This window comes from Flavihumibacter sp., assembly GCF_036676075.1.
In the GTDB taxonomy this organism is placed as follows: Bacteria; Bacteroidota; Bacteroidia; order Chitinophagales; family Chitinophagaceae; genus Flavihumibacter.
This window is the reverse complement of record NZ_JAKFDQ010000009.1, coordinates 285,928-309,730: the sequence shown is the minus strand read 5'-3', so window position 1 is coordinate 309,730 and position 23,803 is coordinate 285,928. Positions and strand designations below refer to the sequence as shown.

The window sequence follows — 23,803 nt, the reverse complement described above, 5'->3', positions numbered from 1 at the left end:
GTTATTAAGATGTGATAAGTGAAAGGCAATTAATCGAAATAGTTGTATATTTTACCTTTATTCCACTTAAAAAAAATCACATGCAATCCGATCGTCGACATTTCCTGAAACTAATGGGTGGGCTTGCCATTGGCGCTACCGGTGTTTCCTGCCTCAATACAAAAGCAGCAGGTACTGCTGCCGGAGTGAACGGTTCCTTTTTTGAAATATCCCTTGCTGAATGGTCACTGCACAAGGCATTGTTTGCAAAGCAGCTCGACAACCTTGATTTTCCTGCGAAAGCAAAGAATGATTTTGGTATCAGCATAGTAGAATATGTAAACCAGTTTTTCAAGGATAAGGCACAGGATACAAATTACCTCAACGAATTACTGAAACGTTGCAAGGATAATGGTGTACGCAATCACCTCATCATGTGTGATGGGGAGGGTGAGATCGGTGCTGCCACCAAAGAAGACAGGCAGAAGGCTGTAGAGAATCATTACAAATGGGTTGAGGCCGCTAAATATCTGGGTTGTTCCACTATCAGGGTGAATGCAGCGGGCAAGGGAAGCAGGGAAGAACTGGCAAAGACTGCTGCTGATGGACTATACCAGTTGGGTGAATTCGCTGAAAAAACCGGCATCAATGTAATTGTTGAGAATCACGGGGGATGGTCTTCTGATGGAAGCTGGCTGGCTGGTGTTATGAAACAGGTAAACCGGAAGAACGTAGGAACACTTCCGGATTTCGGAAATTTCTGCATCAAAAGAGATCCTGCAAACTGGCGCACCTGTGTAGAGGGCTATGATCGTTATAAGGGAACGCAGGAATTGATGCCATATGCAAAAGGGGTAAGCGCCAAAAGCAATGTTTTTGATGCCGAAGGCAACGAAACAGAAACAGATTATTTTAAGATGATGAAGATCGTTAAGGATAGTGGTTTCAAGGGAATCGTTGGTATCGAATATGAAGGGGATGTTCTGAGCGAGGATGAAGGTATCCGTAAAACCAAAGCGTTGCTCGAAAAAGTGGCACAGTCGATGGGTTAATAATATGATTCTGATCCAAAGGCCTGTTATGGTGACTATCATCACCTAACAGGCCTTTTATTTATCAAACCGGATATGCCACATCCCTCTAAGCTCGCCCACTAAAAAATCTTTTGCCCTGTCGCCGGGGTATAATGAATCTATCACTGTAACAAGGGATGCCGGAATACCTTTTCCTGCAACTCCATGACAGGTAGAGCATAGAGGTTGAAGAATAATTGGCTTATAATAATGAATAGCGGTATCTGTTACCACGGTTTTTGAAAAAATACTGTCTCCATTTGCAATGGCAGTTTTGTATTGACTCCATACAGTGCTGTCAGGATTTTTTAATGCATTGGATGGATTGCGGAATTTTTCAGCAACACGCATAACCGTTATAGAATCTGTATTGTATTTGCTGGTCAAAGGCATTGCCTGCAGTCGGCAGAAGGCAATTGCTGCAGCAGGGCCATCGGCGGACATTGAGGCCTGCAGCGCTGTACGAAGATGATCAAAGCTTTTAGCAGCAATGCTATCCCCCACCTTGATATAATCCGTTGTATCGGCCAATTTTTTTTGTTGGTCGCAGCCGGATGATACAAAAAGTATAATGCTTATGAATAGTATTGTCCTGATCATGGTAACAAATTATTTACGCTGTGAGAACATCCAGGCTAAAAATTCAGGTTCTGCAAATGCATTGTCCCAACTGTTATGGTTCACGCCGGGGTATTCGGAATATTTTACATCAGCATTCAAGGCCTTTAGCCGATCTACCATTTGGCGACTCAGTTTAGCATCTACCACAGAATCATCCGCCCCATGGAAAACCCAGAAAGGTACTTTGGCAGTTTTTTTATTGTACGAGGCCGTATCTCCACCACCACATATAGGAGCTGCAGCAGCAAATAATTTTGGCTGCCGGTAAACCATTTCAAAAGTCCCCATCCCTCCCATCGACAATCCTGTTATATATACTTTTTTCTTTTGAACACCTGCTTCTTTAATAAGCTGTTTGGTAAGCTCTGTTACTGATCGCAACGGAGCGGTCATCTCTGCACCATAATTGAAATTTATTTCAAAGGGCTGCTTTTCTCTATTCACTTTTACTGCTGCCCAGAAACTATTTTCGGGGCATTGGGGAAAAACAACAATAGCAGGATACCTGCTTCTATTGCTATCGGCCAGAAAAAGTTTTGATCCATGGACCAACTGTTTTTCATTATCATTTCCCCTTTCACCTGCCCCATGCAGGAAGAGTACGAGAGGATATTTTTTAGCGGGATCATAATTCTCAGGGTAAAGTATCCTGTACGGAAGGCTATCCCCCTTACTGGAGATGAATAGTTTTTTCTCAAAGAGGTTGGTATCCTGGGCTACGGCTACTGTAATAAAAACAAAGCTCAGGAGGAAGGCAATAATTAATCGTTGCATAGAAAAGTATATTCCTTTAAAGATAATGCAATCATAAGCTTACCCCACGCTTCCATGGAATGAAATCATCCTGATTCAGCAAAACTGCTTTTGGTATAACTTCTCCGCTGGCAGCGCGGATACAATATTCAAGGATCTCCTCTCCCATTTGTTGGATGGATTTTTCGCCGGTTATGATGCCACCTGTATCAATATCAATGATATCGGGCATTCGTTTAGCGAGGGTAGAATTGGTGGAGATTTTGATGGTGGGACAAACAGGATTGCCAGTTGGTGTTCCCAGTCCGGTAGTGAACAGGATCAGGGTAGCACCGGCAGCAGCCTTACCCGTTGTAGCTTCCACATCGTTACCCGGGGTACAAACCAGGCTGAGACCAGCTTTAGTAGCCTGCTCTGTATAATCAAGCACATCCACCACGGGTGAGTAACCGCCTTTTTTTGCAGCACCCGTGCTCTTAATTGCATCAGTTATCAGTCCATCCCTTATATTTCCGGGAGAGGGATTCATATAAAATCCGGATCCTGCCTGGTGGGCAAGTGAGTCATATGCCTGCATCAACTTAATGAATTTCCGGGCTGTAGGTTCATCTACACTCCTGTCGATAAGGTCCTGCTCCGCGCCACATAATTCCGGGAACTCAGCAAGTAAAATCTTTCCTCCAAGTGCCGCTACCATGTCGGAACAATATCCAACAGCAGGGTTAGCCGAAATTCCACTGAAGCCATCACTGCCACCACATTTAACACCTATGCATAAATGATCGAGGGTAGCGGGTTTCCGCTCCTGTTTGTTGATCTCTATCAGCCCTGAAAAAGTTTGCCGTATAGCTGCACTGATGAGGTCCTGCTCTGTTCCCGACTGCTGTTGTTCAAATATAAAAAGCGGCTTATCAAAAGAGGGATCAAGCTGCTTTAGTTCCTCCAGGAAATCTGAGGTCTGTAAATGCTGACAACCCAGGCTTAACACTGTAATACCACCAACATTCGGATGGTTGGCATATGCGGCAAGTAATTTCCCAAGTATACCGGCGTCCTGGCGTGTTCCACCGCAACCTCCTTCATGGTTTAGAAATTTGATGCCATCCACATTTGGGAACAGTCGCTCCTGCCTGCTATCAGATGATGGCGCAAAGCTTATTGAATCAATTCCCTCACCTTTCTTTACTGCTTCAACCAATTGCCTCGTATATCGCTTATACTTATCTGTTATACCATACCCAAGTTCATTAACAAGCGCTTCGCGGATCACATCCAGGTTACGGTTTTCACAGAAAACGGTTGGAATAAAAAGCCAGTAATTAGCAGTACCCACCCTCCCATCTTTACGGTGGAATCCATTAAATGTTCTGTTGCTAAAGCGCGATACATCTGGTGCTTCCCATTCATAATCCGATCCATGGTAATCATAAGGCTCCGCGGCATGCTTCAGATTTTCAGTAGTAAGACAGCCCCCTGCTGGTATTGTTCCCTGAACCCTGCCTACCAGTACACCATACATATAAACGCCGTCGCCGGCATGAAGATCATTAAGGGTGAATTTATGTTTAGCCGGAACATCATCCTGGAGAATGATCGTTTCGCCCTCAAAAATAATGGGGTCACCTTTCTTTAAACCAGTGAGCGCCACCAGTACATTATCTTTCGGATGTATCCTTAAAACTTTCTGCTGCATAAAACCAACTTAATCATTGATAATTTTATCGAGGTGAACATAGCCGCCATCTACATGAATGAGCTGCCCGGTTGTATGGCTTGATCTTTCAGATAAAAGGAAGGCCGTCATATTCGCGATCTCTTCAGGTGTAGTCATTCTGTTCTCAAAAGGGATACGTGCATTTATCTTCGCAAGCTTCGCCTCCGGATCCGGTAGTGAACTGATCCATGTCTGGTATTGTGGCGTCCAGCATTCCGCTACAATTATTGCGTTCACACGTATACGGTAGGGCAACAACTCAACTGCCCATTCGCGGGTAAGTGCATTTCTGCCACCATTAGAAGCTGCATATGCCGAAGTGCCCCCCTGCCCAGTTTCAGCCGTCTTAGAGCTGATGTTAACAATGGCTCCTTTCGAAAGTTTAAGCGCCGGCAATGCATAATGTGCCAGCAGGAAATAATGTACCAGGTTGCGATGGATTGATGCCATGAAATCTTCATAGGTACCTTTCTCTAAGGATACCCCATCATTTTTACCGGCATTATTTACCAACCCTTCTATTCTTCCGAAACGTTGCATCACCTCCTCCACTGCCTTTTTGCATTCTTCCGGATCAGAAAGCTCCGCCACAAACTGCGCAGCCTGCAATCCTGAAGCCTGCAAGGATGTTACCAGTCGCATATTATCTGCCTCATCTCTTCCGATAATAACCGGGATAGCCCCTTCTGTACCAAGCAACTTTACGATGCCTTCACCGATCCCTTTTGCACCCCCTGTTACGATGATGACCTTATCTTTTAATTGCAGATCCATATTCAATTTTTTATACCATAAAAATATTGTGCATTCCCACCAAAGATTCCTGCTCGCTCATCTCCCGAAAGTTTTTTAAAATATTCTTCCACAAGCTTAACCACCTCGCTATATCCGGCAGCCAGCAGGCATACAGGCCAGTCGGAACCAAATACCAGGCGGCGTGCACCGAAAACTTCTAATATGGTATCGAGGTAGGGTGTAAAATCACTTTCTTCCCAATGATGCCAGTGAGCCTCTGTAACCATACCAGATACTTTACAATATACATGTTCAAGTTCCTGGAACTGTTGAATTTCATTCCGCCAGTTTTCAAATGCTTTTCCCCTGATATCAGGTTTTGCAAGATGATCAATGATAAAGGGTTGGTCATCCAATTGACGGCATAACTGGTATGTATAACCTAACTGGTCATTATTGATCAGGATATCATACCTGTATCCGTGTTTCCCTAACAATTCAATTCCCTGCTTAAATTGAGGTTGCAGCATCAGGTCCCGAACAGGCTCCCCCTGCAGTATATGCCGGAAACCACTGAGTTTTTCAAAGGATTTATAATAGGAAAGTCTTTCTTCCAAAGCAGCACTCTGAAGATCAATCCAGCCAACAACTGATCGGATGAATGAATGACCGGAAGCCAACTCAAGCAGGAAATTCGTTTCGGCTTCTGTTTGGCTTGCCTGCACCGCAATACAACCATCAAACCCGGTTTCAATCAATAAGGGCTGCAGATCCTCAGGCATAAAATCTCTCCTTATGACACTCATCTCCGGTGTTATCCAACTGTCACGATTTTCATCATAACGCCAAAAATGCTGGTGTGCATCAAGACGAAGCATATGCTACAATATTTTGTCTTGAGGTGCCTAGTCCATCAATACCCAATTCCACAATATCACCTGGCTTGAGGTATACCTGTGGGTTCATACCCAGACCCACACCAGCTGGTGTACCGGTAGATATAATATCTCCCGGAAGCAATGTCATAAATCTACTTACATAGGCAACCAGGAAGGGAATATTAAAGATCAGGTTAGAAGTTGATCCATCCTGCATCAGTTTGCCATTTACGGTAAGCCATAACCGAAGATTGTCCACATTCTCAACTTCATCCTTTGTTACCAGAACCGGCCCTAATGGCGCGAAGGTATCACAGCCCTTTCCTTTATCCCAGGTTCCACCCATTTCGAGCTGGTAGGCTCTTTCACTGATATCATTATGGAGGCAGTACCCCGCAACAAAATCCATTGCTTCTGATTCTTCTACATAGCATGCCCTTTTGCCTATAACCACCGCCAATTCTACTTCCCAGTCGGTTTTTTCTGATCCTCTTGGTATGATCACATCGTCATAAGGGCCACAGATCGCAGTAGTTGATTTCATGAAAACAACGGGTTCTGCAGGTGGCGTGGCATTGGTTTCTTTCGCATGGTCTGCATAATTAAGTCCGATGCAAACGATTTTTGAGGGCCTTGCAACTGGTGCACCAATCCGACTACCGGCTGGCATCGGCCTCAGCATATTCTTGTACTGGTCCATCATCCAGGCAAGGTGGGCAATACCACCATTCTCAAAAAAGCTTTCATTGTAATCGTGTACAAAGCCGGAAACATCATAGAATTTATCCGCTATCAACACACCGGGTTTTTCCTTTCCGGGTTCTCCGAACCGTATCAGTTTCATATCTTAAGTATTCAGTGTTAAAAATCCACCATCGATGGGATAATCTGTTCCGGTAATAAAGGATGCTTCATCTGAACAGAGATAGATCATCAGGTTAGCAATTTCTTCCGGGTTTGCCATCCTTCCGATGGGTTGTGATTTAGCAAGCTTATCGAACATCTCTTTTTCTTTCCCTGCATAGTTCCTGGCGAGGAAGCCATCTACAAAGGGAGTATGAACCCTTGCCGGAGAAATGCAGTTGACGCGAATATTGTCTTGCAGATAATCCCTGGCAGCAGAAATGGTCATGGCATACACTGCCCCTTTTGTCATAGAATAGGCAAAACGGTCTGCCAGTCCAACCCAGGCAGCAATAGAACACATATTAAGCACAACTCCGCCGCCATTTTCCTGCATCAATGGGATAGCTGCAAACATGCAATTATAAACGCCTTTTACATTTACATTAAAGAGGCGGTCAAAATCTTCTTCCGTGGTATTGGTCACACGGCCTATATGTGAAATGCCGGCATTATTTACCAGCACATCTGGTCTGCCAATCTTTTGAAATACATCGAGGAGTTTCTGCTGGTCACTCACATCACAGTAATGTATATGTGCAGAATGTCCGGCTTCAATTATTTCCTGTTCAAGTGCTGCCCAACCGGGTGCATGTAATTCAATAATGTGTACAGTTGCACCATTTTTTGCAAACGCAAGGGAAGCAGCCCTGCCTATGCCACTGGCCCCCCCGGTTATGACAACTGTCTTATTTGTATAATCAAACATCTTTTATTGTTTTCAATATTATCAATGTCCGCCACCAACAGTAACTGGCATCTCATCCCTGGAACGCGACCAGGCAAACCAGCCCACAATCATGAAACAAATCATGGGTACTACGTAGGCCAATTGAATATTACCACCTGTGAGATCAGAAATTTGTCCCATCAACAGCGGCATAATAGCCCCCCCAACAATTGCCATCACTAATAGTGAAGAAGCCATACGTGCACCTTTTCCAAGCCCCGTTATTCCAAGTGCAAAAATGGTGGGGAACATGATCGACATGAAGAAAGGTACAGCCATCAAACAATATACAGCGAATGGACCCTGGCTATTTGTTGCGACCACAAGTAGAAGAGTACTTGCAACAGCGTAGAGGAAAAGCAATTGAGCCGGACGGATAAATTTCATCAGAAAGGTTCCGGTGAACCGGCCAACCATAAATCCTACCATAGCAATCGAACCAAGCCAGAATGCAGCTTGTTTTTCCGGAAGGTCGATCACGTATTTAGAGAACCTGATAAAAAAACTTCCCACGCAAACCTGTGCCCCAACATAAAAGAACTGGGCTATAACTGCCCAGAGTACCTGTTTGTTGCGAAGAATGGCGAGAGAAAATTTTGTATTCCCAGATTGATCTTCGGTTGCATCACCTTCTCCTTCAGGTAATTTAACCAGATAGAAGATCGTGGTGAGAACCAATACTACTACAGCGATAACGAGATAAGGCATGCGGATGGTATCGGCTTCTGATTGCAGATAAGCGTTGAGGGTTCCGCTAGCCTGCATATTGCTCAGTTCAGCCGGACTGTGCTCAATGCCAGATAAAATGAATTGTCCACCGATGATGGGTGCAAGGAATGCCCCAACTCCATTGAAAGACTGCGCGAAATTGAGTCTTTGGGTTGCAGTGGAAGGATCTCCCAACTTAGTAATATAAGGATTGGCGATTGTTTCCAGAAAAGTGGCTCCCGCGGCAATTACAAAAAGTGCCACCAGGAAAAAATTGAAACTCCGGCTTCCTGCTGCAGGTAAAAAAAGCAGGGCACCGATTCCATAAAGCAGAAGGCCGAAAAGAATACCTTTTTTGAATCCGAATTTATTCATGAACCATCCTGCGGGTAAGGCGATGGTGAAGTATGCGAGGTAAACGGCAGAATCGATGAGGGCGGATTCTGTATCTGATAACTGGCAGGCCTTTTTCAGGTGCGGAATCAGGATGGGATTGATATTATGCAGGAAAGCCCAAAGGAAAAAAAGGCTGGTGACCAGTATAAAGGGAAGCAGGTATTTATTTTGGCGCGGCATGCTGGTTAGATTTTCTTTTAGCCCTAAGACTATGGAAAATTAACCATCCATGCAATGGCTAACAACGTCAAATCCATCAATTTATCAGTCGAAATTAACTTAGTCCCGAAAAATATATTTTGGTATTTATTCCCAAACCCTAATTTTGCGCCCGGAGAGATGGCAGAGCGGTCGAATGCGGCGGTCTTGAAAACCGTTGACTGTTACAGGTCCGGGGGTTCGAATCCCTCTCTCTCCGCTTGCGCCAGCTGAAGCTTTTAGTTTCAGCTGGTTTTTTTATGTGTGGAAGATAGAAATTGCGGCTGCCTTCAGCGGACGCAATCCGTTGCCTGGACATATGGGGGGATAAAATCTGGTCATTTCAAGGAATTGATTGGAGTCATTATTAATGGGTCTGTGCTGAATTTTTCGTAAATTATAGTACTAAAATCAGCATACCATGGCAACTGATAATCCGAATCTTGCAGCCGGTATGGAAGAAAATCCTCCGGTGGATCCTGCAATTAAGGAAGCAGGTAACTCTAATCAGCAAACAGACAATCCTCCGCCTAAAAAGAAGCGAAATTCAGCCCTGGCCGCTGCGGCAAGGGGTGAAAGCGCGGTAGATCATTTCCGGGCACATTCAAGACGGGATGTTCAGGGATCCAGTGGACTTTCCAATACTGGTCCATTCGTGAGTTATGACAGGGAAACCTGATACTCAATCCTGGATTGTAGGCTGTTTCAGTCCCAATACAATGGGACGAAGAATTTTTTCCAGGTCATTAACATTCAATGGCTTGGTAATGAATTTTATTGCCCCAGCCTCCATTGTTTCCTCAATATCTTTCGATTGTGATGAGGTTGTATATATAATAACCGGGATGTTTCGGAGAAGAAGATTCTCCTTTAGTTTCCTCAGGCATTCCTTGCCATCCATCCGGGGCATATTCAGATCCAGGAATATCAGGTCGGGTATGAAAGTTACCCTCGACAGTTTATCCAACGCATCCCTCCCATTTTCGGCTGTGGAACACTGGATTGTTGGGTCGATAAAAGATAATACTTCCTGGAATATTTCAGTATCATCGAGATCGTCGTCAACCACAAAAATCCTTATTGTTCTACTCATGTAAGGGGGGATAATTATTGGTAAGCGTCAAAAATATAAAAATAATTTTTATAAATAATCAATAAACCCGCAGCTAATTATTCCGATTATGGAAGGAGTACCCTATGGAACTCTAAAGGGGTGGTCGCCATCTGGTCCCCATCTGGTCCCCATCTGGTCCCCATGGAATCGCCTTTCAAAATGTGTAAATTTTAAATCCTAACAACCTTCTCCAGTCTTAAATCTGTAATCATATATGTCTGGGGAAATAGTTCTACAGAATAAATAAACTTTGAACATTTGAATTCACTAATTAAGAGAAATTACCCCCCAATAATTGATGGAATAAATTTTTTCTACCCGGTTAGATCCTTTTCTAAAATAGGCAGAGTCTATACAGGAAAATCATAATATTATCTCAATAAAACTCGGATTTCCGCATTGAGATGTATTCTGGCAAGAGGATTGGTAAACCCTGTTTTATGGATTCACTCAACATAAAAGAAACCCCGAATAATCATTTTATAGTTGCCATAGGCGCATCCGCAGGTGGATTGGAAGCGATCCACGAATTCTTCGACAATATGCCATCAAACGGCAACCTCAGCTTTATCATTATCCAGCATTTATCTCCTGATTATAAAAGCCTTTTGGTTGAATTGATCGCAAAGCACACCCATATGGAGGTGCTGGAGGCTGATCATATGATGGAAGTAAAAGAAAACTCGGTTTATGTAATACCCAATAATAAATTGCTGACCATACACCAGGGAAAATTAATTCTGGGTGAAAAAAGTGTAGAGAAAGCCCCCAATACAGCAGTGGATACTTTGTTGCGATCGCTTGCTGTGGACCAGGGTTCTAAAGCTATTGCGATTATATTATCAGGTACAGGTACTGATGGATCAAAAGGTATTGTAGAGATCCACAAAAAAGGAGGGCTTGTAATGGTACAGGATCCTTTAACGGCGAAATTTGATGGCATGCCTAACAGTGCCATTGCGACAGGCGTGGCAGACCTTATTCTTACTCCAGAATTAATGCCGGAAGAGATCTTCAATTACATAAATGAGAAGCCTCAGCCTCTTATCCTTGATGGCAAACCAACAGAAGAAATGTTACCTGAAGTGATGATGCTGATAGAAAAAAATTGCCAGCAGGATTTCACCAACTATAAAACCCCAACAATCATCCGACGAATAACACGGAGGATGGGGATGCTTGGATACCAGAATTTTGAAGAATATTTAAAACTATTACATAATTCCGCTGATGAATGTAAGTTTCTGGGCAAGGAATTCTTAATAGGGGTAACTAAATTTTTCCGCGATAAGGCAGGTTTTAATGCTTTACAAAATGATGTTCTGCTCCCTCTCATCAGAAAAAAACAAGAGGGTGAAGTTCTGAAGGTTTGGATCGTTGCCTGTAGTACAGGTGAAGAAGCTTATTCAATAGCCATTCTTATAGATGAACTTTTACAGAAGGAAGATAAATATCTTGAGGTTAAAATTTTCGCATCCGACATTGACCAGGAGGCCATAGAATATGCATCACGGGCAACTTATGAACCATCTAACCTGCTGGAGATTGACCCTTCTCTTATTGAACGTTATTTTTTCAGGGAAAGCGACCGTTATGTTGTTCATTCCAGGATTCGTAAGCAAATAGTTTTTGCGCGGCATAACGTACTCAAAGATCCTCCATTTATTAAAAATGATATCGTGAGTTGCAGGAATATGCTCATTTACATGAACAATATCCTGCAGAAAAAGATAATAACGACTTTTGAATTTGCATTGAATACAGGTGGATACTTATTTCTTGGACCTAGTGAATCGCCTGTAAATATCAATGACGGCTTTAAAGAATTGAATGGTAAATGGAAACTCTACCAAAAAGTTACTAATGATACCCGCTTTAATGCGGAAAGACTTCCATCTGCTCAGTCACTAAAAACGGGTAAGGAAATGCAGTTTATTTCAACTGCAAGGGAAGCAATATTACTTAAAGACCTTACCGATGATTTCAGGGCTGTTCTTACCGAAAAGTATGGCTTTGCTGCATTGTATATCGACAAGAACTTTGAGATCAAAGAAGCTATCGGTGACTTCAGGAAATACCTGTCATTACCTGACAGGATCACTTCCCTGAATCTGATGAAAATGGTTGGTAAGGATCTTTCTATAAGTCTGAATGCAGCCATAAGAAAATCTGTAAGGGAAAATGCTGAGGTTGTTCTTTCCAATTTCAAGGGTGGTTCAAACACCGATAAACCGATAAATATTTTTGTTCGTCCCTCATCAAGCACCAATAATGTGCTGGTGTTGTTAAGCGAAAGCCATGAACTTCCGCATATCCGCCATACACATGAGAACATTGACATCCCGGAGGCAGGTGCTGCCAGTTATATTGGAGAACTTGAAGAGGAATTAAAAGAAACCCGCTTCAATCTTCAGATGGCGGTGGAGAGCCTGGAGACGTCTAATGAAGAGCTACAGTCGAGCAATGAAGAATTATTGTCTGCCAATGAGGAATTGCAAAGTTCCAATGAGGAATTGCAGAGTCTGAATGAAGAATTACACACGCTTAATACCGAGCACCAACTTCGTATTCGTGAATTGGTTGAACTGAATGATGATCTGAACAATTACTTCAGCAGTACTGAAATTGCCCAGGTATTTGTTGATGGGGATTTTCGAATCCGGAAATTCAACCCTGCTGCCATTAAGATGATCAACCTTATTGAAAGTGATATCGGACGACCCATTGCTCATATTTCAACAAACATAAAAGATGGAAATAATTTTCCTGATGACATCGGCAATGTTATTCAGAAGAAACAACCACTGGAGAAAGAGGTCCAGTTAATTAATGGCAGAACTAATCTCATGCGAATTCTGCCTTATGTACGTCAGGATGGTAATGTTGATGGAGCTGTAATAACCTTTATAGATATTTCGAATGTAAGGGAATTAAACACCATCATTCACAGTGTATTCAATGCCACCCAGAGTGCTGTGATGGCATTCAGGGCAGTAAGAAATAAGCAAGGCGAAATAAAGGATTTTGAATGGATAGCGGCCAATTATGCCAGCGATGAACTTCTGCAACAGACGAATGAAACATATATGGGTCAATCGCTCCAGGCTGTTTTTCCCCAGGTATTAAAGAAAGGATTTTTTGAAAAATGCATCCGCGTGATCACCAGTGGTCAATCTTTCCAGATGGAGATGCAATTAGATTTAAGAGGTGAAACAAACTGGTTTGATATCATTGTGACGCCTATGATGGATGGCATACTTATAAGTTTAACGAATATAAATGAGAAGAAGAAGAGCGAGGAGAAACTAAGGAATAATTATCATGAACTAATTAAATCCAAAGAAAGCTACAGGAGCCTAAACCTGGCCCTGGAGCAGAAAGTTAAGGAGAGGACTCATGACCTTGCACAAAGTGAAGAGCGATTTCGACTTATCTCCAATGCCATAAGTGATGCCATCTGGGATCGCAACCTTGTAACTGATAATATATGGTGGAGCGATAGTTTTTACAATTGGTTTGGTTATCAAAAAGGCCCTGAAACAAATACTATTAATTTCTGGCTAAACGCGATACACCCGGAGGACCAGCAAAGAGTATCTTCTGCTATCAATGATGCAATACGAAAAGGAGAAGATTACCACATTTCATATCGCCTGAAAAATTTCGATGGCATATATACTCTCGTGTCTGATAAGGGTACAGTACTCAAAGATGAAAGTGGCAGGCCTTACAGGCTTCTGGGAGCCATTACCGACAGAACGGCAGAAGATATTGCACGCCAGAATGAAGTTCTCAAGGCATCCAATTCTGAGCTGGAAGAATTGGTACAAATCAGAACTGCTGATGTGGAGGCCCAGAAAGCAATACTGCATAACCTGTTTATGCAGGCACCTGCCATGATATCTACATTAAGTGGTCCAAACCATGTGTATACCCTCGTGAACCCTTCCTACCAGCGCTTATTTGGCAAGACAAATCTTGTTGGAAAAACATTTGAGGAAACAATGCTGGATGATGATGGTCATAAACTTCTGTCGCTCGTTGAGCAGGTGTATAGAACAGGGGAGCCATACATAGGGAAAGAGGTTAAATTAAATATTGCTTCGGAACCTGGACAAAAGAGAGAAGATATCTATCTCAACTTTATTTACCAACCCACCAGGGATGAGAATAATAAAATTAATGGCATTCTGATCTTCGCATATGAAGTTACAGAACAGGTTAAGGCAAGAAAGGCGATCCAGGATGCCAATGATGAATTGGTCAAACTGAATCAGGAATTCAAATTTGTAACTGACTTCATGCCGCAGCTGGTATGGGTAACGCTTCCCGATGGGAATCATATCTTTTTTAACAACGGATGGTATGAGTATACAGGCCTCACTGAAAGTGAATCAATGGGTAAAGGATGGAGTAAAGTGCTTCACCCGGAAGATCACCCGCGTGCGTTAAAAGTTTGGCATACTGCACTTGAAACAGGTGATGCCTATGAAATTGAATACAGGTTTAAAAGATATGATGGAGAGTACAGGTGGTTCCTTGCACGTGCCCTACCCATGCGAGATGACAATAACAATATTGTAAAGTGGTTTGGAACATGTACTGATATCCATGACCAGAAAATCATGAATGATGTTCTGGAAGCGAGGGTTATTGAAAGAACTGAGGAATTGCAATCTATCAACACTGAATTGGAAGCAAGAAATAGTGAGCTACTGCAGTTTGCATCAATAGCGAGTCATGATTTAAAGGAACCGTTAAGGAAGATCACAATGTTTAGTAACCTTGTAAAAGACCGTCACAGCCAGGCTTTGCCAACCGGTGCACTTCAGTATGTGAATAAAATCATTGAGTCTTCTACCAGGATGGCCGCTTTAGTGAACGATCTTCTTTCATTTACAAAACTTACAGCCGACAGCAGCTTTGAAAGTATAAAACTCAACACAGTAATAGCAGAGGTTCTAAGTGATTTGGAACTTGTAATAAATGAGAAGAACGCAATTATAGAAGTTGATGACATGCCCATGGCTGATATAGTACCTGGTTACATGCGACAGGTATTCCAGAATATCATAAGCAACTCACTAAAATTCAGTAGGGATGACCGACAACCACATATCCGTATCAGTTGCACCAAAGTGAGCGAACTTTCATTTACCAATGCCTATGATAAGAAAGGAAAATTCTGTAGAATAACCATTAAGGATAACGGGATTGGCTTTGATAATGAATATGCAGAAAAGATTTTTACGATTTTTCAGCGATTGCATTCGAGGCATGAATATGAGGGCACTGGAATTGGCTTGGCCATTGCAAGAAAGATAATTGCAAAGCACAAGGGTATCATTACTGCCTACAGTAAGGAAGGAGAAGGTGCGAGTTTCGTGATCGTATTACCCCTTGAACAAAAGGTTGAAGTACCCGACACAGTAAAAATAAATTCTTAAGAAACTTTAATTGCAACGCAGCGCCTCAAGCGCTGCGTTTTTGTTATAGAAAGTATATCTCTAAATTCTTATACTTTTACAACTATTGTTAATGCAAAAAGATGCAGGTATGAGAACATTTTCCGGGATATTACTGGTATTTATTTTTTTAGCAGCCTGTACTGCAACTGAAAACACGAATAATTCAGAGCCAACAGCTGAGGGAGGCAAGATTGTAATTTACCAGGTATTTACGCGTCTTTTCGGTAATAAGGATACTACCTGGAAACCATGGGGAACGATTGAAGAAAATGGCGTTGGTAAGTTTAATGATTTTACTGACACCGCACTTGCCGCTATTCGCCAACTGGGTATCACCCATATCTGGTATACAGGCGTTCCGCATCACGCAGTGATCAGAGATTATTCAGCTATTGGCATTAGCGACGATGATCCGGATGTTGTAAAAGGCCGCGCGGGATCACCCTATGCAGTAAAGGACTATTATAATGTGAATCCAGATCTGGCAACAGACCCAGCCAAAAGGCTGGAAGAGTTCAAATCATTAATTGAACGCACACACAAGAACGGGATGAAGGTGATTATAGATATTGTGCCCAATCACGTGGCACGACAATATATTTCGCAACAAAAACCCGATAGTGCAGAAGACTTCGGTACAAAGGATGATCGGAATGTGGAATATAATCGGGATAATAGTTTTTATTATATACAAGGAGAAGCATTTAAGGTTCCGGCAAGTAAAGACAGTTATAAGCCATTAGGCGGGGCTGCACATCCTTTGAGTGATGGAAAATTTGAAGAGATACCTGCAAAGTGGACGGGAAATGGCAGCAGGCTTTCACAACCTAAGGTGGATGACTGGTATGAGACCATAAAAGTGAATTACGGCATAAGGCCCGATGGTGTTAAGGATTTTGACACGCTACCTGCTTCTTATGCATCGCTTCCGGTAGAGGATCATAATGCATTCTGGGCTAATAAAAAGGTACCGGCAACCTGGAAAAAATTCAGGGATATCGCTTTATTCTGGTTAGATCTCGGCGTTGATGGTTTCCGTTTCGACATGGCAGAAATGGTTCCCGTTGAATTCTGGAGTTATATGAATGCTGCCATTAAGATGAGAAATAAAGATGCAACACTTATTGCGGAGATATACAACCCATCACAATACAGAAACTATATCAAGCTGGGTAAAATGGATTATCTCTATGATAAAGTTGAAATGTATGACACGCTAAGGAACATCATACAGGGTAATGGAAGCACAGATAACCTTGTGGCATTACAAAATGGAATGGCAGATATTGAACATCATATGCTTCATTTCCTTGAAAACCATGATGAACAAAGAATAGCAAGCCCGGGTTTCGCGGGTGATCCTGCCAAAGCAAAGCCAGCGATGGTGGTTTCTGCTTTGATCAGCAGTTCACCTACACTAGTTTATTTTGGCCAGGAATTGGGTGAAGAAGGTAACGAGGATGCAGGATATGGTAATCCAACCCGTACCAGTATTTTCGATTATATAGGAGTACCAACACACCAGCGATGGATGAATGGGGGGAAGTTTGATGGCGGGCTTCTTACCCAAAAGGAAAAAGACCTTCAAAAATTTTATAGTACTCTCTTAAATTTTACTAAATCGAATAATGCACTGATGGGTGATTATGAAGAGATTCACCGTTTTAATCGCCAACAAAACAAAACTTATTCGGACAAACAATTTTCATTTGTGAGATGGTCAGCAGATAAGCAACTGATTGTATTTTCGAATTTCAGTAACACAAATCGATTCACGGGTGAATTGTTGTTGCCGGACTCTATCATCAAAAAATGGAAGCTGGTTAATTCAAGCTATAACATTAAGGATGAGCTGACAGGAAGAACCGCCACCTTGAAAATTAGAAACGGCCTGGGATACATTACCATTGACAGCGAACCATTAGAATCAATGGTGTTTTCTATTCAATAGATTTTTTCAGTATTTAAATATTTTATTGTCCACCATAACTTCCTGGGACTTTTCATCAAACACAGCTTTTTCACCGGTTCTGGATGCAGCGGTTGTCATGATGTTGGCAATTGAGTGATAATATCCGGCTTCAACTGGTGCGTTCGGTTGTTTCCTGCTTCTTATACATTCCATCCAGTTCAGAACATGTGAAGATGTTAGTGTATCACCACCTGTATTAGCAGAAGCTACTACCTGGCTGGTTGTATCGGCCAGATTTAGTTCTGGTAAAAGGTTGGGAGGCATATTCATTGCAGCTGCGAAGTTTTCTGTGAGTCCACCTTTCGCTGAAACCTTGTTGGTGATCAGATTCAATTCTCCTCCGTTTGAATAATATATTTCAGCAGGTCTTTCTTCGCCATTGTGCATTCTTGAACCAAAAGTAACCTGGAAGCCAGTGGAAGCATCATTTGCTGGGCCATAATCAAATACGGCGGTAAGGGTATCCCAATTTCTTCGGCCATCTTTCCACATATAAATGCCACCATTTGCTACAACACTTCGGGGATGCTTGAGTCCGGAGAACCAGTGAACCGTATCGATCTGGTGGCTCATCCATTGACCCGGTATGCCGGATGAATAAGGCCAGAACAAACGGTATTCAAGATATTTTCTTGGATCCCAAGCTTCAAATGGACGGTTCAACAGAAAACGATTCCAATCTGTGTCCTCTTTTTTTAATGAAGCTACCAGGGCAGGTCTACGCCAGCGACCAGGCTGGTTAACATTCCACGTAAGTTCTACCATTGTTATAGCACCAAATTTTCCTTCCCTGATAAACTTATCAGCTGCCATATAATTTGAACCACTTCGGCGTTGTGAACCAATCTGCACAATGCGGTCTGATGCCCTAACTGCTTTCAATGCTGCCCTATTATCTTCCATGGTTTCTGCAAATGGTTTCTCCACATAAGCATCACAGCCTGCCTTAATAGCTTCTATCGCATGGCGGGCGTGCTGGAAATCGGCAGTACTGATCATTACAGCATCGATATTCTTCAAAGCATATAATTCTTCGTTGTTCCTGCATGCTGTAATATCATGGCCCATTTTCTCCTTTAAAAGTGCAACACCTTCTTCCCGCCTGGTTTTCCAGAGGTCCGAAACTGCCACCATATCAAAATTTTGCTGTTTGAAATGATTCATAAAACAAGGCAAGAGCGAATGGCGGAATCGATCTGAAAAACCAACTACTCCAACTCTTACCCGATCATTTGCTCCAATTATGCGTGCATAACTGGTAGCACTGAATCCTACGGAGGCTGCATAAACCCCTGCGATTGCTTTTGCAGAATTGGTAATGAATTCACGACGATTGGTAGGCATACCGAAATATTTTATTATGAAAATTAAATGATATTATCTGACTTATTCAATCATACAATTGGATATATCCAGGGGGCGCGATAATCTCTTTTCAAGAAAGCTGAAGCACCTCCATCATCCAGAATCATCTCCTTTTCGGGATCCCAGCTGATACTCCTCCCCGCTTTAGCCGAAATCATACCCAGCAAACTCATATTGGTAGAACGGTGACCTATTTCAATATCACAAACCGGTCGGCGTTTTTGTGAAATGGACAATAGAAAATCGGCCCAAAGTTCCTTCACATTATGATGATCTACTGTGTGTAGCACAGGATCAGCATGAATCAATGATTTTTTCTTATCGGCCGGATAAAAAGTCCATCCATCCTGCCAGCCCATATGAAAAGTTCCTTCCGTTCCATAAAAATAACAACCCACATTGGCTTTCTCCGCTTCGTTGGCGCCATAGAGGCGGTGTTCCCATACTGCATTGAATGATTCAAATTCATAATTCACCAACTGGGTGTCAGGTGCATCGGTATTATCCTTCTTAATTCGCCGTGCGGAAGAAGAAAATATTTTCCTGGGCCCCTTTTCTTCCGTCCACCAAAGGATTTGGTCCATCCAGTGAATACCCCAGTCGCCTAGTTGACCATTGGAGTAATCGAGAAACTGGCGAAATCCTCTTGGATGGATTGCAGCATTATAAGGACGCAAAGGAGCAGGTCCACACCAGGCATTCCAATCCAATCCCTTAGGAGCTTCTGTGTCGGGAATCACTTTTCCGGCATCACCACCATAATGAACAAAAGCCCGCACCATTCCTATTTTACCGGCTTTACCAGATTTAAGGAAATCCATCCCCGAAATATTATGAGGAGATACACGGCGATGTGTTCCAACCTGAACCACCTGGTTGGTTTCTCTTGCTGCTTTCACCATAGCCTTACCTTCATTGATGGTATGGCCAATGGGTTTCTCAACATATACATGCGCACCAGCTTGAAGGGCAGCAATGGTAATAAGTGGATGCCAATGGTCGGGAGTTGCAACAATCACAATCTCAGGGCGCTCCTTTTGAATCATCTCACGGTAATCCTTATAGGTTTTGGGCCGATCTCCATTCAGCTTATTTACTTCGTCGGCCGCCGGATAGAGATAACGATCATCCACATCGCATAATGCCACAACTTTAGATTCCCCGGCTGCGATTGCTTCCCGCAAGATGTTCATCCCCCACCATCCGGATCCCACCAAAGCAGTTCGGTATTTTGCATATTGGGTAAAGGAAGGGAATACAGGCATCGAAGAAACCAGCACGCCCGCTGAGGACATTTTCAGGAATTTGCGACGATTCATTTGTAGATTGGTTGATTGTACCCTAAAATACTTAAAGCTGGAGATATATCGTAAATTCATTATCCCATAATCCACTGCCATGTTTCAAACGAATATTCAATTTCCGAGATCAATTCTACGGTTACTCTTCAGCGTTACAATAATAAGCTCAGCCTGTAATTCCACCAGCCAGACAACATATAAAACCATCGGATTCATTGAAAGAACAGACCCTGCCCTGGAGGAAATCATCAGTAAAGATGCAATTGTAGAAATAATTGCAGATGGATTTGAATGGAGTGAGGGACCATTATGGGTTGATGCCCACAAAATGCTGCTGTTTTCTGATATACCTCGGAATTCCATTTACAAATGGACAGAAGCTAAAGGCAAGGAGCTATACCTGCAACCAAGTGGCTTTACCGGAGCTGGTGAAGGAGGAAGAGAACCCGGATCAAATGGATTATTACTCAATAGTAAAGGACAACTGGTATTATGCCAGCATGGTGACAGACAAATTGCGCTGATGGATGCGCCGCTTGATTCACCCCGTGCAGATTATATAACCATTGCAAACAATTATCAGGGGAAAAAATTTGACAGCCCGAATGATGCTGTATATCGGAGTAATGGAGATCTTTTTATCACTGATCCGCCTTATGGACTTCCCGGTTATATTGATGATACTTCAAAGGCAGCCCCGTACCAGGGTGTATATAAAATTGCCGCAGATGGAGCTGTAAGCCTTCTCGTTGATTCCATCAAACGTCCAAATGGTATAGCCTTCCTCCCGGGTGAAAAAACACTGATTGTTGCCAATTCTGAAGCACCTGTACTGGGATGGTATGCATTTGATATTGCAGCAAATGATTCATTGATCAATCCACGTATGTTCCATGATGCCACAGAGGCAGGTAAGACAGACAAGGGTGGTCCGGATGGATTAAAAGTTGATTCCCGTGGGAATGTTTTTGCTACAGGCCCGGGCGGTGTTTGGATCTTTGATAAGAATGCAAAGGTGCTTGGGAAAATACGTGTTCCGGAAGCATGTTCAAACGTGGCACTTGCAGATAATGACAAAACCTTATATATAACAGCGGATATGTATGTTCTGCGTGTAAAAATGCGCTAAAATGGCGGGAGACAGAAAATGGATTAAAAGGTTTAATCACGGCTTCGGAAAAAAGTCATACTTATCGTCAATTTAACAGCTAACAGAATCCTTTGTTAATAGGATTGTTCTTCAGGGTAAAACTGGCACAATGGTCCCAAATTTGGACTTCATGTCATATAAATTTTAAACACTAAAATCTAAAGACATGAAAAAAATCATCTACTCAATGATCGTTATTGGAGGACTGGCAGCCTGCCAGACCATTGAAAAGCCTGGTGAAGAAAAGGCAGCAGAAAATCTAACTACTGCAGCACCAGTTGAAGAAACAGTGAAACCAACCGTTGCCCGAAAAGCTTCAAAAAGAACAAGCAGAAATGTAAACACCGAATATTCTCCTGCTCCGCAGAAAACCGGCAGCTACGAGATACCAAGTGAAAATGCTGCGATGGAGCCAGCAAAGAAAAAGGGATGGAGTGATGCTGCAAAAGGAGCTGTAATTGGAGGCGTAGTTGGCGCAGGTGCAGGTGCTGTAATTGACAAAAACAAGCGTGGCCGGGGTGCTATAATTGGTGGTGTTGTAGGAGCGGGTGCTGGTTATGCAATTGGCCGTTCACGTGACAGAAAATCAGGAAGGGTTCAATCAGGCGGTGGACTGATTCCATCGGGCGGATTTATACCAACAGGGGGACTTATCCCTGATGCTGGTTTGATTTCCGGAACAACATTCAATAAATAACTATTACGCCTATACGCTAATTTTTTACTTTTAATTCTATTGAAAGGGATGAACAAATGTTCATCCCTTTTTCATTTACCATAAACAATTTGATTGTATTTTTTGCTTAGAGATCGGGTTGTTTCTCCGGCAGTTCCGTTTCCAATGATCTTTCCATCAATTAGTTTAACCGGCATCAGGTGTTTCGTTGTACTTGTAATGAATACTTCCCTTGCTTCGTATATCTCATCTTTATGGATATCACGCTCTTCCACTTTCATTTCCCCTGCGGCAATCTCAAGAACCCGGTTCCTGGTAACACCTTTTAGTATATTATTAGCAGGGGTTATCAAAACATTGGAAGAGGTGACCATGAAAATATTGGCACGAGGACATTCGGTGATACTATCATCATAATGGTATAAAACATCAGAAGACTGCGCCTCAATGATTTTATCCTGAAGCCATACCGCCATGAGGTAATCAATGGTCTTCACATCAGGTAATTGCCGTTGGTAGGGGAATGTAATAAGGCTGATTCCTTGCTCCTGAATTGAAGTGGGGAGGTTGTTAAGGGGTTGCTCTGTAACTATCAGGTTAGGATGGCCAATTGTATAACCGTCGGGTGAATACCCACCTGTGAGGGTAATTCGAACACCGGATTGCTTTAAACTATTTGCAGCAATTAGTTCGGCGATCTTTTTCCGTAAAATATCTTCAGGAATAACAGGTTGCAGTCGCATCCTGGCGGCAGAACGATAAAAACGATCAAGGTGGTTATCCAGGAAAACCGGGTTGCCATTAATCACTTTAAAGAAATCAAATATCCCATATCCTCTTTGCAAAGAAAGATCGGACACGTGAATAGATGCCTGTTCTGCAGGAACCAGCAAATCATTGATAAGTGTAAAGCGATTCATCAGTGTTGAAGGCGATTATATTTTTTTAAAATCGGTAGTAGTATACCGGGTGTTAAAGCTTCTACTACCTTTCCCTTTGCTCTGGTTGTTGTTGCCATAAGCAAGGAGTTAATTATTGCTTCTTCTGTTGCTTCAATAGCTGCCATAAAAAGAGGGCTGGTATGGTCATTATGCAAAACGACCATGTTCTGATTTTTCTCTTTTGCCTCATGTGGAATACGATTACCCTTGAAGGTGGAAAAGGCGATTACATAATCACCACTTCCATTAGATGCAATACCTCCGGTTTTCGCTAATCCCATAAAGGCGCGTTTGGCTAATCGCTCAAGGTTTCTTGCATCAAGTGGGGCATCCGTTGCAACCACTATCATACAGGATCCATCAGCATTATTCAATAGCTGGTTGCTAAAAGAAAACCGACCCAGTTCTTCGCCCACCGGCACTCCATCGACCTGAAGTACACCTCCAAAATTTGTTTGCACCAACACCCCTACGGTATATCCACCAAGAGATTCCGGCAATTTTCTGGAAGAGCTGCCAATACCGCCTTTAAATCCGAAACAAACAGTACCTGTTCCTGCTCCAACGGCACCCTGCTCCACTAAGCCACCTGCAGCAGATGAAATTGCTTTAAGCATATCTTTTCTGGTGAGGTGTCGACCCCTGATATCATTCAGCCAGCCATCATTTGTTTCTCCTACCAGAGCATTAACGGATTGTATATTCTCATTTCCGGGTTGAAGAAGTGTATAGTCTATAATAGCCTGCATGGCATCAGCTACTGCCAATGTGTTAGTGAGTAAAACAGGTGTTTCAAGGTTACCCAACTCGTTTACCTGGGTAGAGCCGGCAAGTTTCCCAAATCCATTTGCTCTAAAGATTGCAGCAGGAATCTTATTTTGAAATAAATTATCCTCATGAGGAAGAATGGCGGTGGCGCCTGTTCGCACTGAGTCACCTCTAAGCAAGCTAACATGACCAACTTTTACTCCTGCTACATCTGTGATGGCGTTCCAATTGCCCGGTTTCATTACGCCAATTCGGATTCCAAGTTCGCGGGCTGTTTTACCCCGCTGTGCAGTAGCATTTTCAAAAGAAAGGAAAAAAATAGCAACTACCATAAGGGAGCTGGCTGATCTTATCATAGCG

19 protein-coding genes and 1 tRNA gene are annotated in these 23,803 nt (G+C 42.8%); 7 read left to right on the top strand and 13 right to left on the bottom strand.

The window, feature by feature from the left end:
* Nucleotides 1-80: 80 nt before the first annotated feature.
* Nucleotides 81-1,031: a sugar phosphate isomerase/epimerase family protein gene (locus V6M43_RS10120; RefSeq protein WP_039132695.1), complete on the top strand. Its 951-nt coding sequence runs from the start codon at nucleotides 81-83 to the stop codon at nucleotides 1,029-1,031.
* 57 nt (nucleotides 1,032-1,088) lie between these two features.
* Here the strand turns inward: V6M43_RS10120 and V6M43_RS10115 are convergent, their stop codons facing one another.
* Genes V6M43_RS10115 through fucP form a run of 8 tightly spaced genes read right to left on the bottom strand, consistent with a single transcriptional unit; the run spans nucleotide 1,089 to nucleotide 8,670 of the window.
* Nucleotides 1,089-1,652, bottom strand: a complete 564-nt coding sequence (locus V6M43_RS10115; RefSeq protein ID WP_332734869.1) for a c-type heme family protein — start codon at nucleotides 1,650-1,652, stop codon at nucleotides 1,089-1,091.
* 9 nt (nucleotides 1,653-1,661) lie between these two features.
* Nucleotides 1,662-2,447 carry an alpha/beta hydrolase-fold protein gene (locus tag V6M43_RS10110; protein WP_332734868.1) on the bottom strand — a complete coding sequence of 262 codons (786 nt, stop codon included), beginning with the start codon at nucleotides 2,445-2,447 and terminating at the stop codon, nucleotides 1,662-1,664.
* Between the two features lie 31 nt (nucleotides 2,448-2,478).
* Nucleotides 2,479-4,119, bottom strand: a complete 1,641-nt coding sequence (locus V6M43_RS10105) for a UxaA family hydrolase (RefSeq protein ID WP_332734867.1) — start codon at nucleotides 4,117-4,119, stop codon at nucleotides 2,479-2,481.
* Nucleotides 4,120-4,128: 9 nt separating this feature from the next.
* Complete coding sequence (locus V6M43_RS10100; protein ID WP_332734866.1) at nucleotides 4,129-4,914, bottom strand: SDR family oxidoreductase; 786 nt, start codon at nucleotides 4,912-4,914, stop codon at nucleotides 4,129-4,131.
* Nucleotides 4,915-4,916: 2 nt separating this feature from the next.
* The gene (locus V6M43_RS10095; protein WP_332734865.1) at nucleotides 4,917-5,753 is read right to left on the bottom strand and encodes an amidohydrolase family protein; all 837 of its coding nucleotides are present in this window, start codon (nucleotides 5,751-5,753) and stop codon (nucleotides 4,917-4,919) included.
* On the bottom strand, nucleotides 5,740-6,597 hold the full coding sequence (locus V6M43_RS10090; protein ID WP_332734864.1) for a fumarylacetoacetate hydrolase family protein: 858 nt from the start codon (nucleotides 6,595-6,597) through the stop codon (nucleotides 5,740-5,742). Before V6M43_RS10090 ends, V6M43_RS10095 begins: the two co-directional genes overlap by 14 nt.
* Before the next feature lie 3 nt (nucleotides 6,598-6,600).
* A complete protein-coding gene (locus V6M43_RS10085; RefSeq protein WP_332734863.1) occupies nucleotides 6,601-7,365 on the bottom strand; it encodes an SDR family NAD(P)-dependent oxidoreductase in 765 nt (254 codons plus the stop codon).
* 21 nt (nucleotides 7,366-7,386) lie between these two features.
* The gene (gene fucP / locus V6M43_RS10080; protein WP_332734862.1) at nucleotides 7,387-8,670 is read right to left on the bottom strand and encodes an L-fucose:H+ symporter permease; all 1,284 of its coding nucleotides are present in this window, start codon (nucleotides 8,668-8,670) and stop codon (nucleotides 7,387-7,389) included.
* A 153-nt stretch (nucleotides 8,671-8,823) separates the two neighbouring features.
* Here fucP and V6M43_RS10075 point away from each other — a divergent pair.
* Together V6M43_RS10075 and V6M43_RS10070 are read left to right on the top strand one after the other, a co-directional pair.
* Nucleotides 8,824-8,908, top strand: a tRNA-Ser gene (locus V6M43_RS10075).
* A 201-nt stretch (nucleotides 8,909-9,109) separates the two neighbouring features.
* Nucleotides 9,110-9,367, top strand: a complete 258-nt coding sequence (locus tag V6M43_RS10070) for a hypothetical protein (RefSeq protein ID WP_332734861.1) — start codon at nucleotides 9,110-9,112, stop codon at nucleotides 9,365-9,367.
* Between the two features lie 3 nt (nucleotides 9,368-9,370).
* Here V6M43_RS10070 and V6M43_RS10065 read toward each other — a convergent pair whose 3' ends face one another.
* A complete protein-coding gene (locus V6M43_RS10065; protein WP_332734860.1) occupies nucleotides 9,371-9,781 on the bottom strand; it encodes a response regulator in 411 nt (136 codons plus the stop codon).
* A 461-nt stretch (nucleotides 9,782-10,242) separates the two neighbouring features.
* Here V6M43_RS10065 and V6M43_RS10060 point away from each other — a divergent pair, with 461 nt between their 5' ends.
* Complete coding sequence (locus tag V6M43_RS10060) at nucleotides 10,243-15,249, top strand: CheR family methyltransferase (RefSeq protein ID WP_332734859.1); 5,007 nt, start codon at nucleotides 10,243-10,245, stop codon at nucleotides 15,247-15,249.
* A 109-nt stretch (nucleotides 15,250-15,358) separates the two neighbouring features.
* The gene (locus tag V6M43_RS10055) at nucleotides 15,359-17,221 is read left to right on the top strand and encodes an alpha-amylase family glycosyl hydrolase (RefSeq protein WP_332734857.1); all 1,863 of its coding nucleotides are present in this window, start codon (nucleotides 15,359-15,361) and stop codon (nucleotides 17,219-17,221) included.
* A gap of 6 nt (nucleotides 17,222-17,227) precedes the next feature.
* On the opposite strand, the gene V6M43_RS10050 is transcribed toward V6M43_RS10055, so the two are convergent.
* Together V6M43_RS10050 and V6M43_RS10045 are read right to left on the bottom strand one after the other, a co-directional pair.
* Entirely contained in the window at nucleotides 17,228-18,586 is a 1,359-nt protein-coding gene (locus V6M43_RS10050; RefSeq protein WP_332734855.1) for a Gfo/Idh/MocA family protein, read from the bottom strand.
* A gap of 50 nt (nucleotides 18,587-18,636) precedes the next feature.
* A complete protein-coding gene (locus tag V6M43_RS10045; protein WP_332734854.1) occupies nucleotides 18,637-19,926 on the bottom strand; it encodes a Gfo/Idh/MocA family protein in 1,290 nt (429 codons plus the stop codon).
* A gap of 79 nt (nucleotides 19,927-20,005) precedes the next feature.
* Here V6M43_RS10045 and V6M43_RS10040 point away from each other — a divergent pair, with 79 nt between their 5' ends.
* Both V6M43_RS10040 and V6M43_RS10035 read left to right on the top strand, forming a co-directional pair.
* On the top strand, nucleotides 20,006-21,037 hold the full coding sequence (locus V6M43_RS10040) for an SMP-30/gluconolactonase/LRE family protein (protein WP_332734852.1): 1,032 nt from the start codon (nucleotides 20,006-20,008) through the stop codon (nucleotides 21,035-21,037).
* 187 nt (nucleotides 21,038-21,224) lie between these two features.
* Nucleotides 21,225-21,755 (top strand): YMGG-like glycine zipper-containing protein, encoded by a 531-nt coding sequence (locus V6M43_RS10035; protein ID WP_332734849.1) that lies wholly within the window; start codon nucleotides 21,225-21,227, stop codon nucleotides 21,753-21,755.
* A 71-nt stretch (nucleotides 21,756-21,826) separates the two neighbouring features.
* Here V6M43_RS10035 and V6M43_RS10030 read toward each other — a convergent pair whose 3' ends face one another.
* Together V6M43_RS10030 and V6M43_RS10025 are read right to left on the bottom strand one after the other, a co-directional pair.
* A complete protein-coding gene (locus tag V6M43_RS10030; RefSeq protein WP_332734847.1) occupies nucleotides 21,827-22,654 on the bottom strand; it encodes an aminotransferase class IV in 828 nt (275 codons plus the stop codon).
* Nucleotides 22,654-23,799 carry a DmpA family aminopeptidase gene (locus tag V6M43_RS10025; protein ID WP_332734845.1) on the bottom strand — a complete coding sequence of 382 codons (1,146 nt, stop codon included), beginning with the start codon at nucleotides 23,797-23,799 and terminating at the stop codon, nucleotides 22,654-22,656. Before V6M43_RS10025 ends, V6M43_RS10030 begins: the two co-directional genes overlap by 1 nt.
* Nucleotides 23,800-23,803 lie beyond the last annotated feature (4 nt).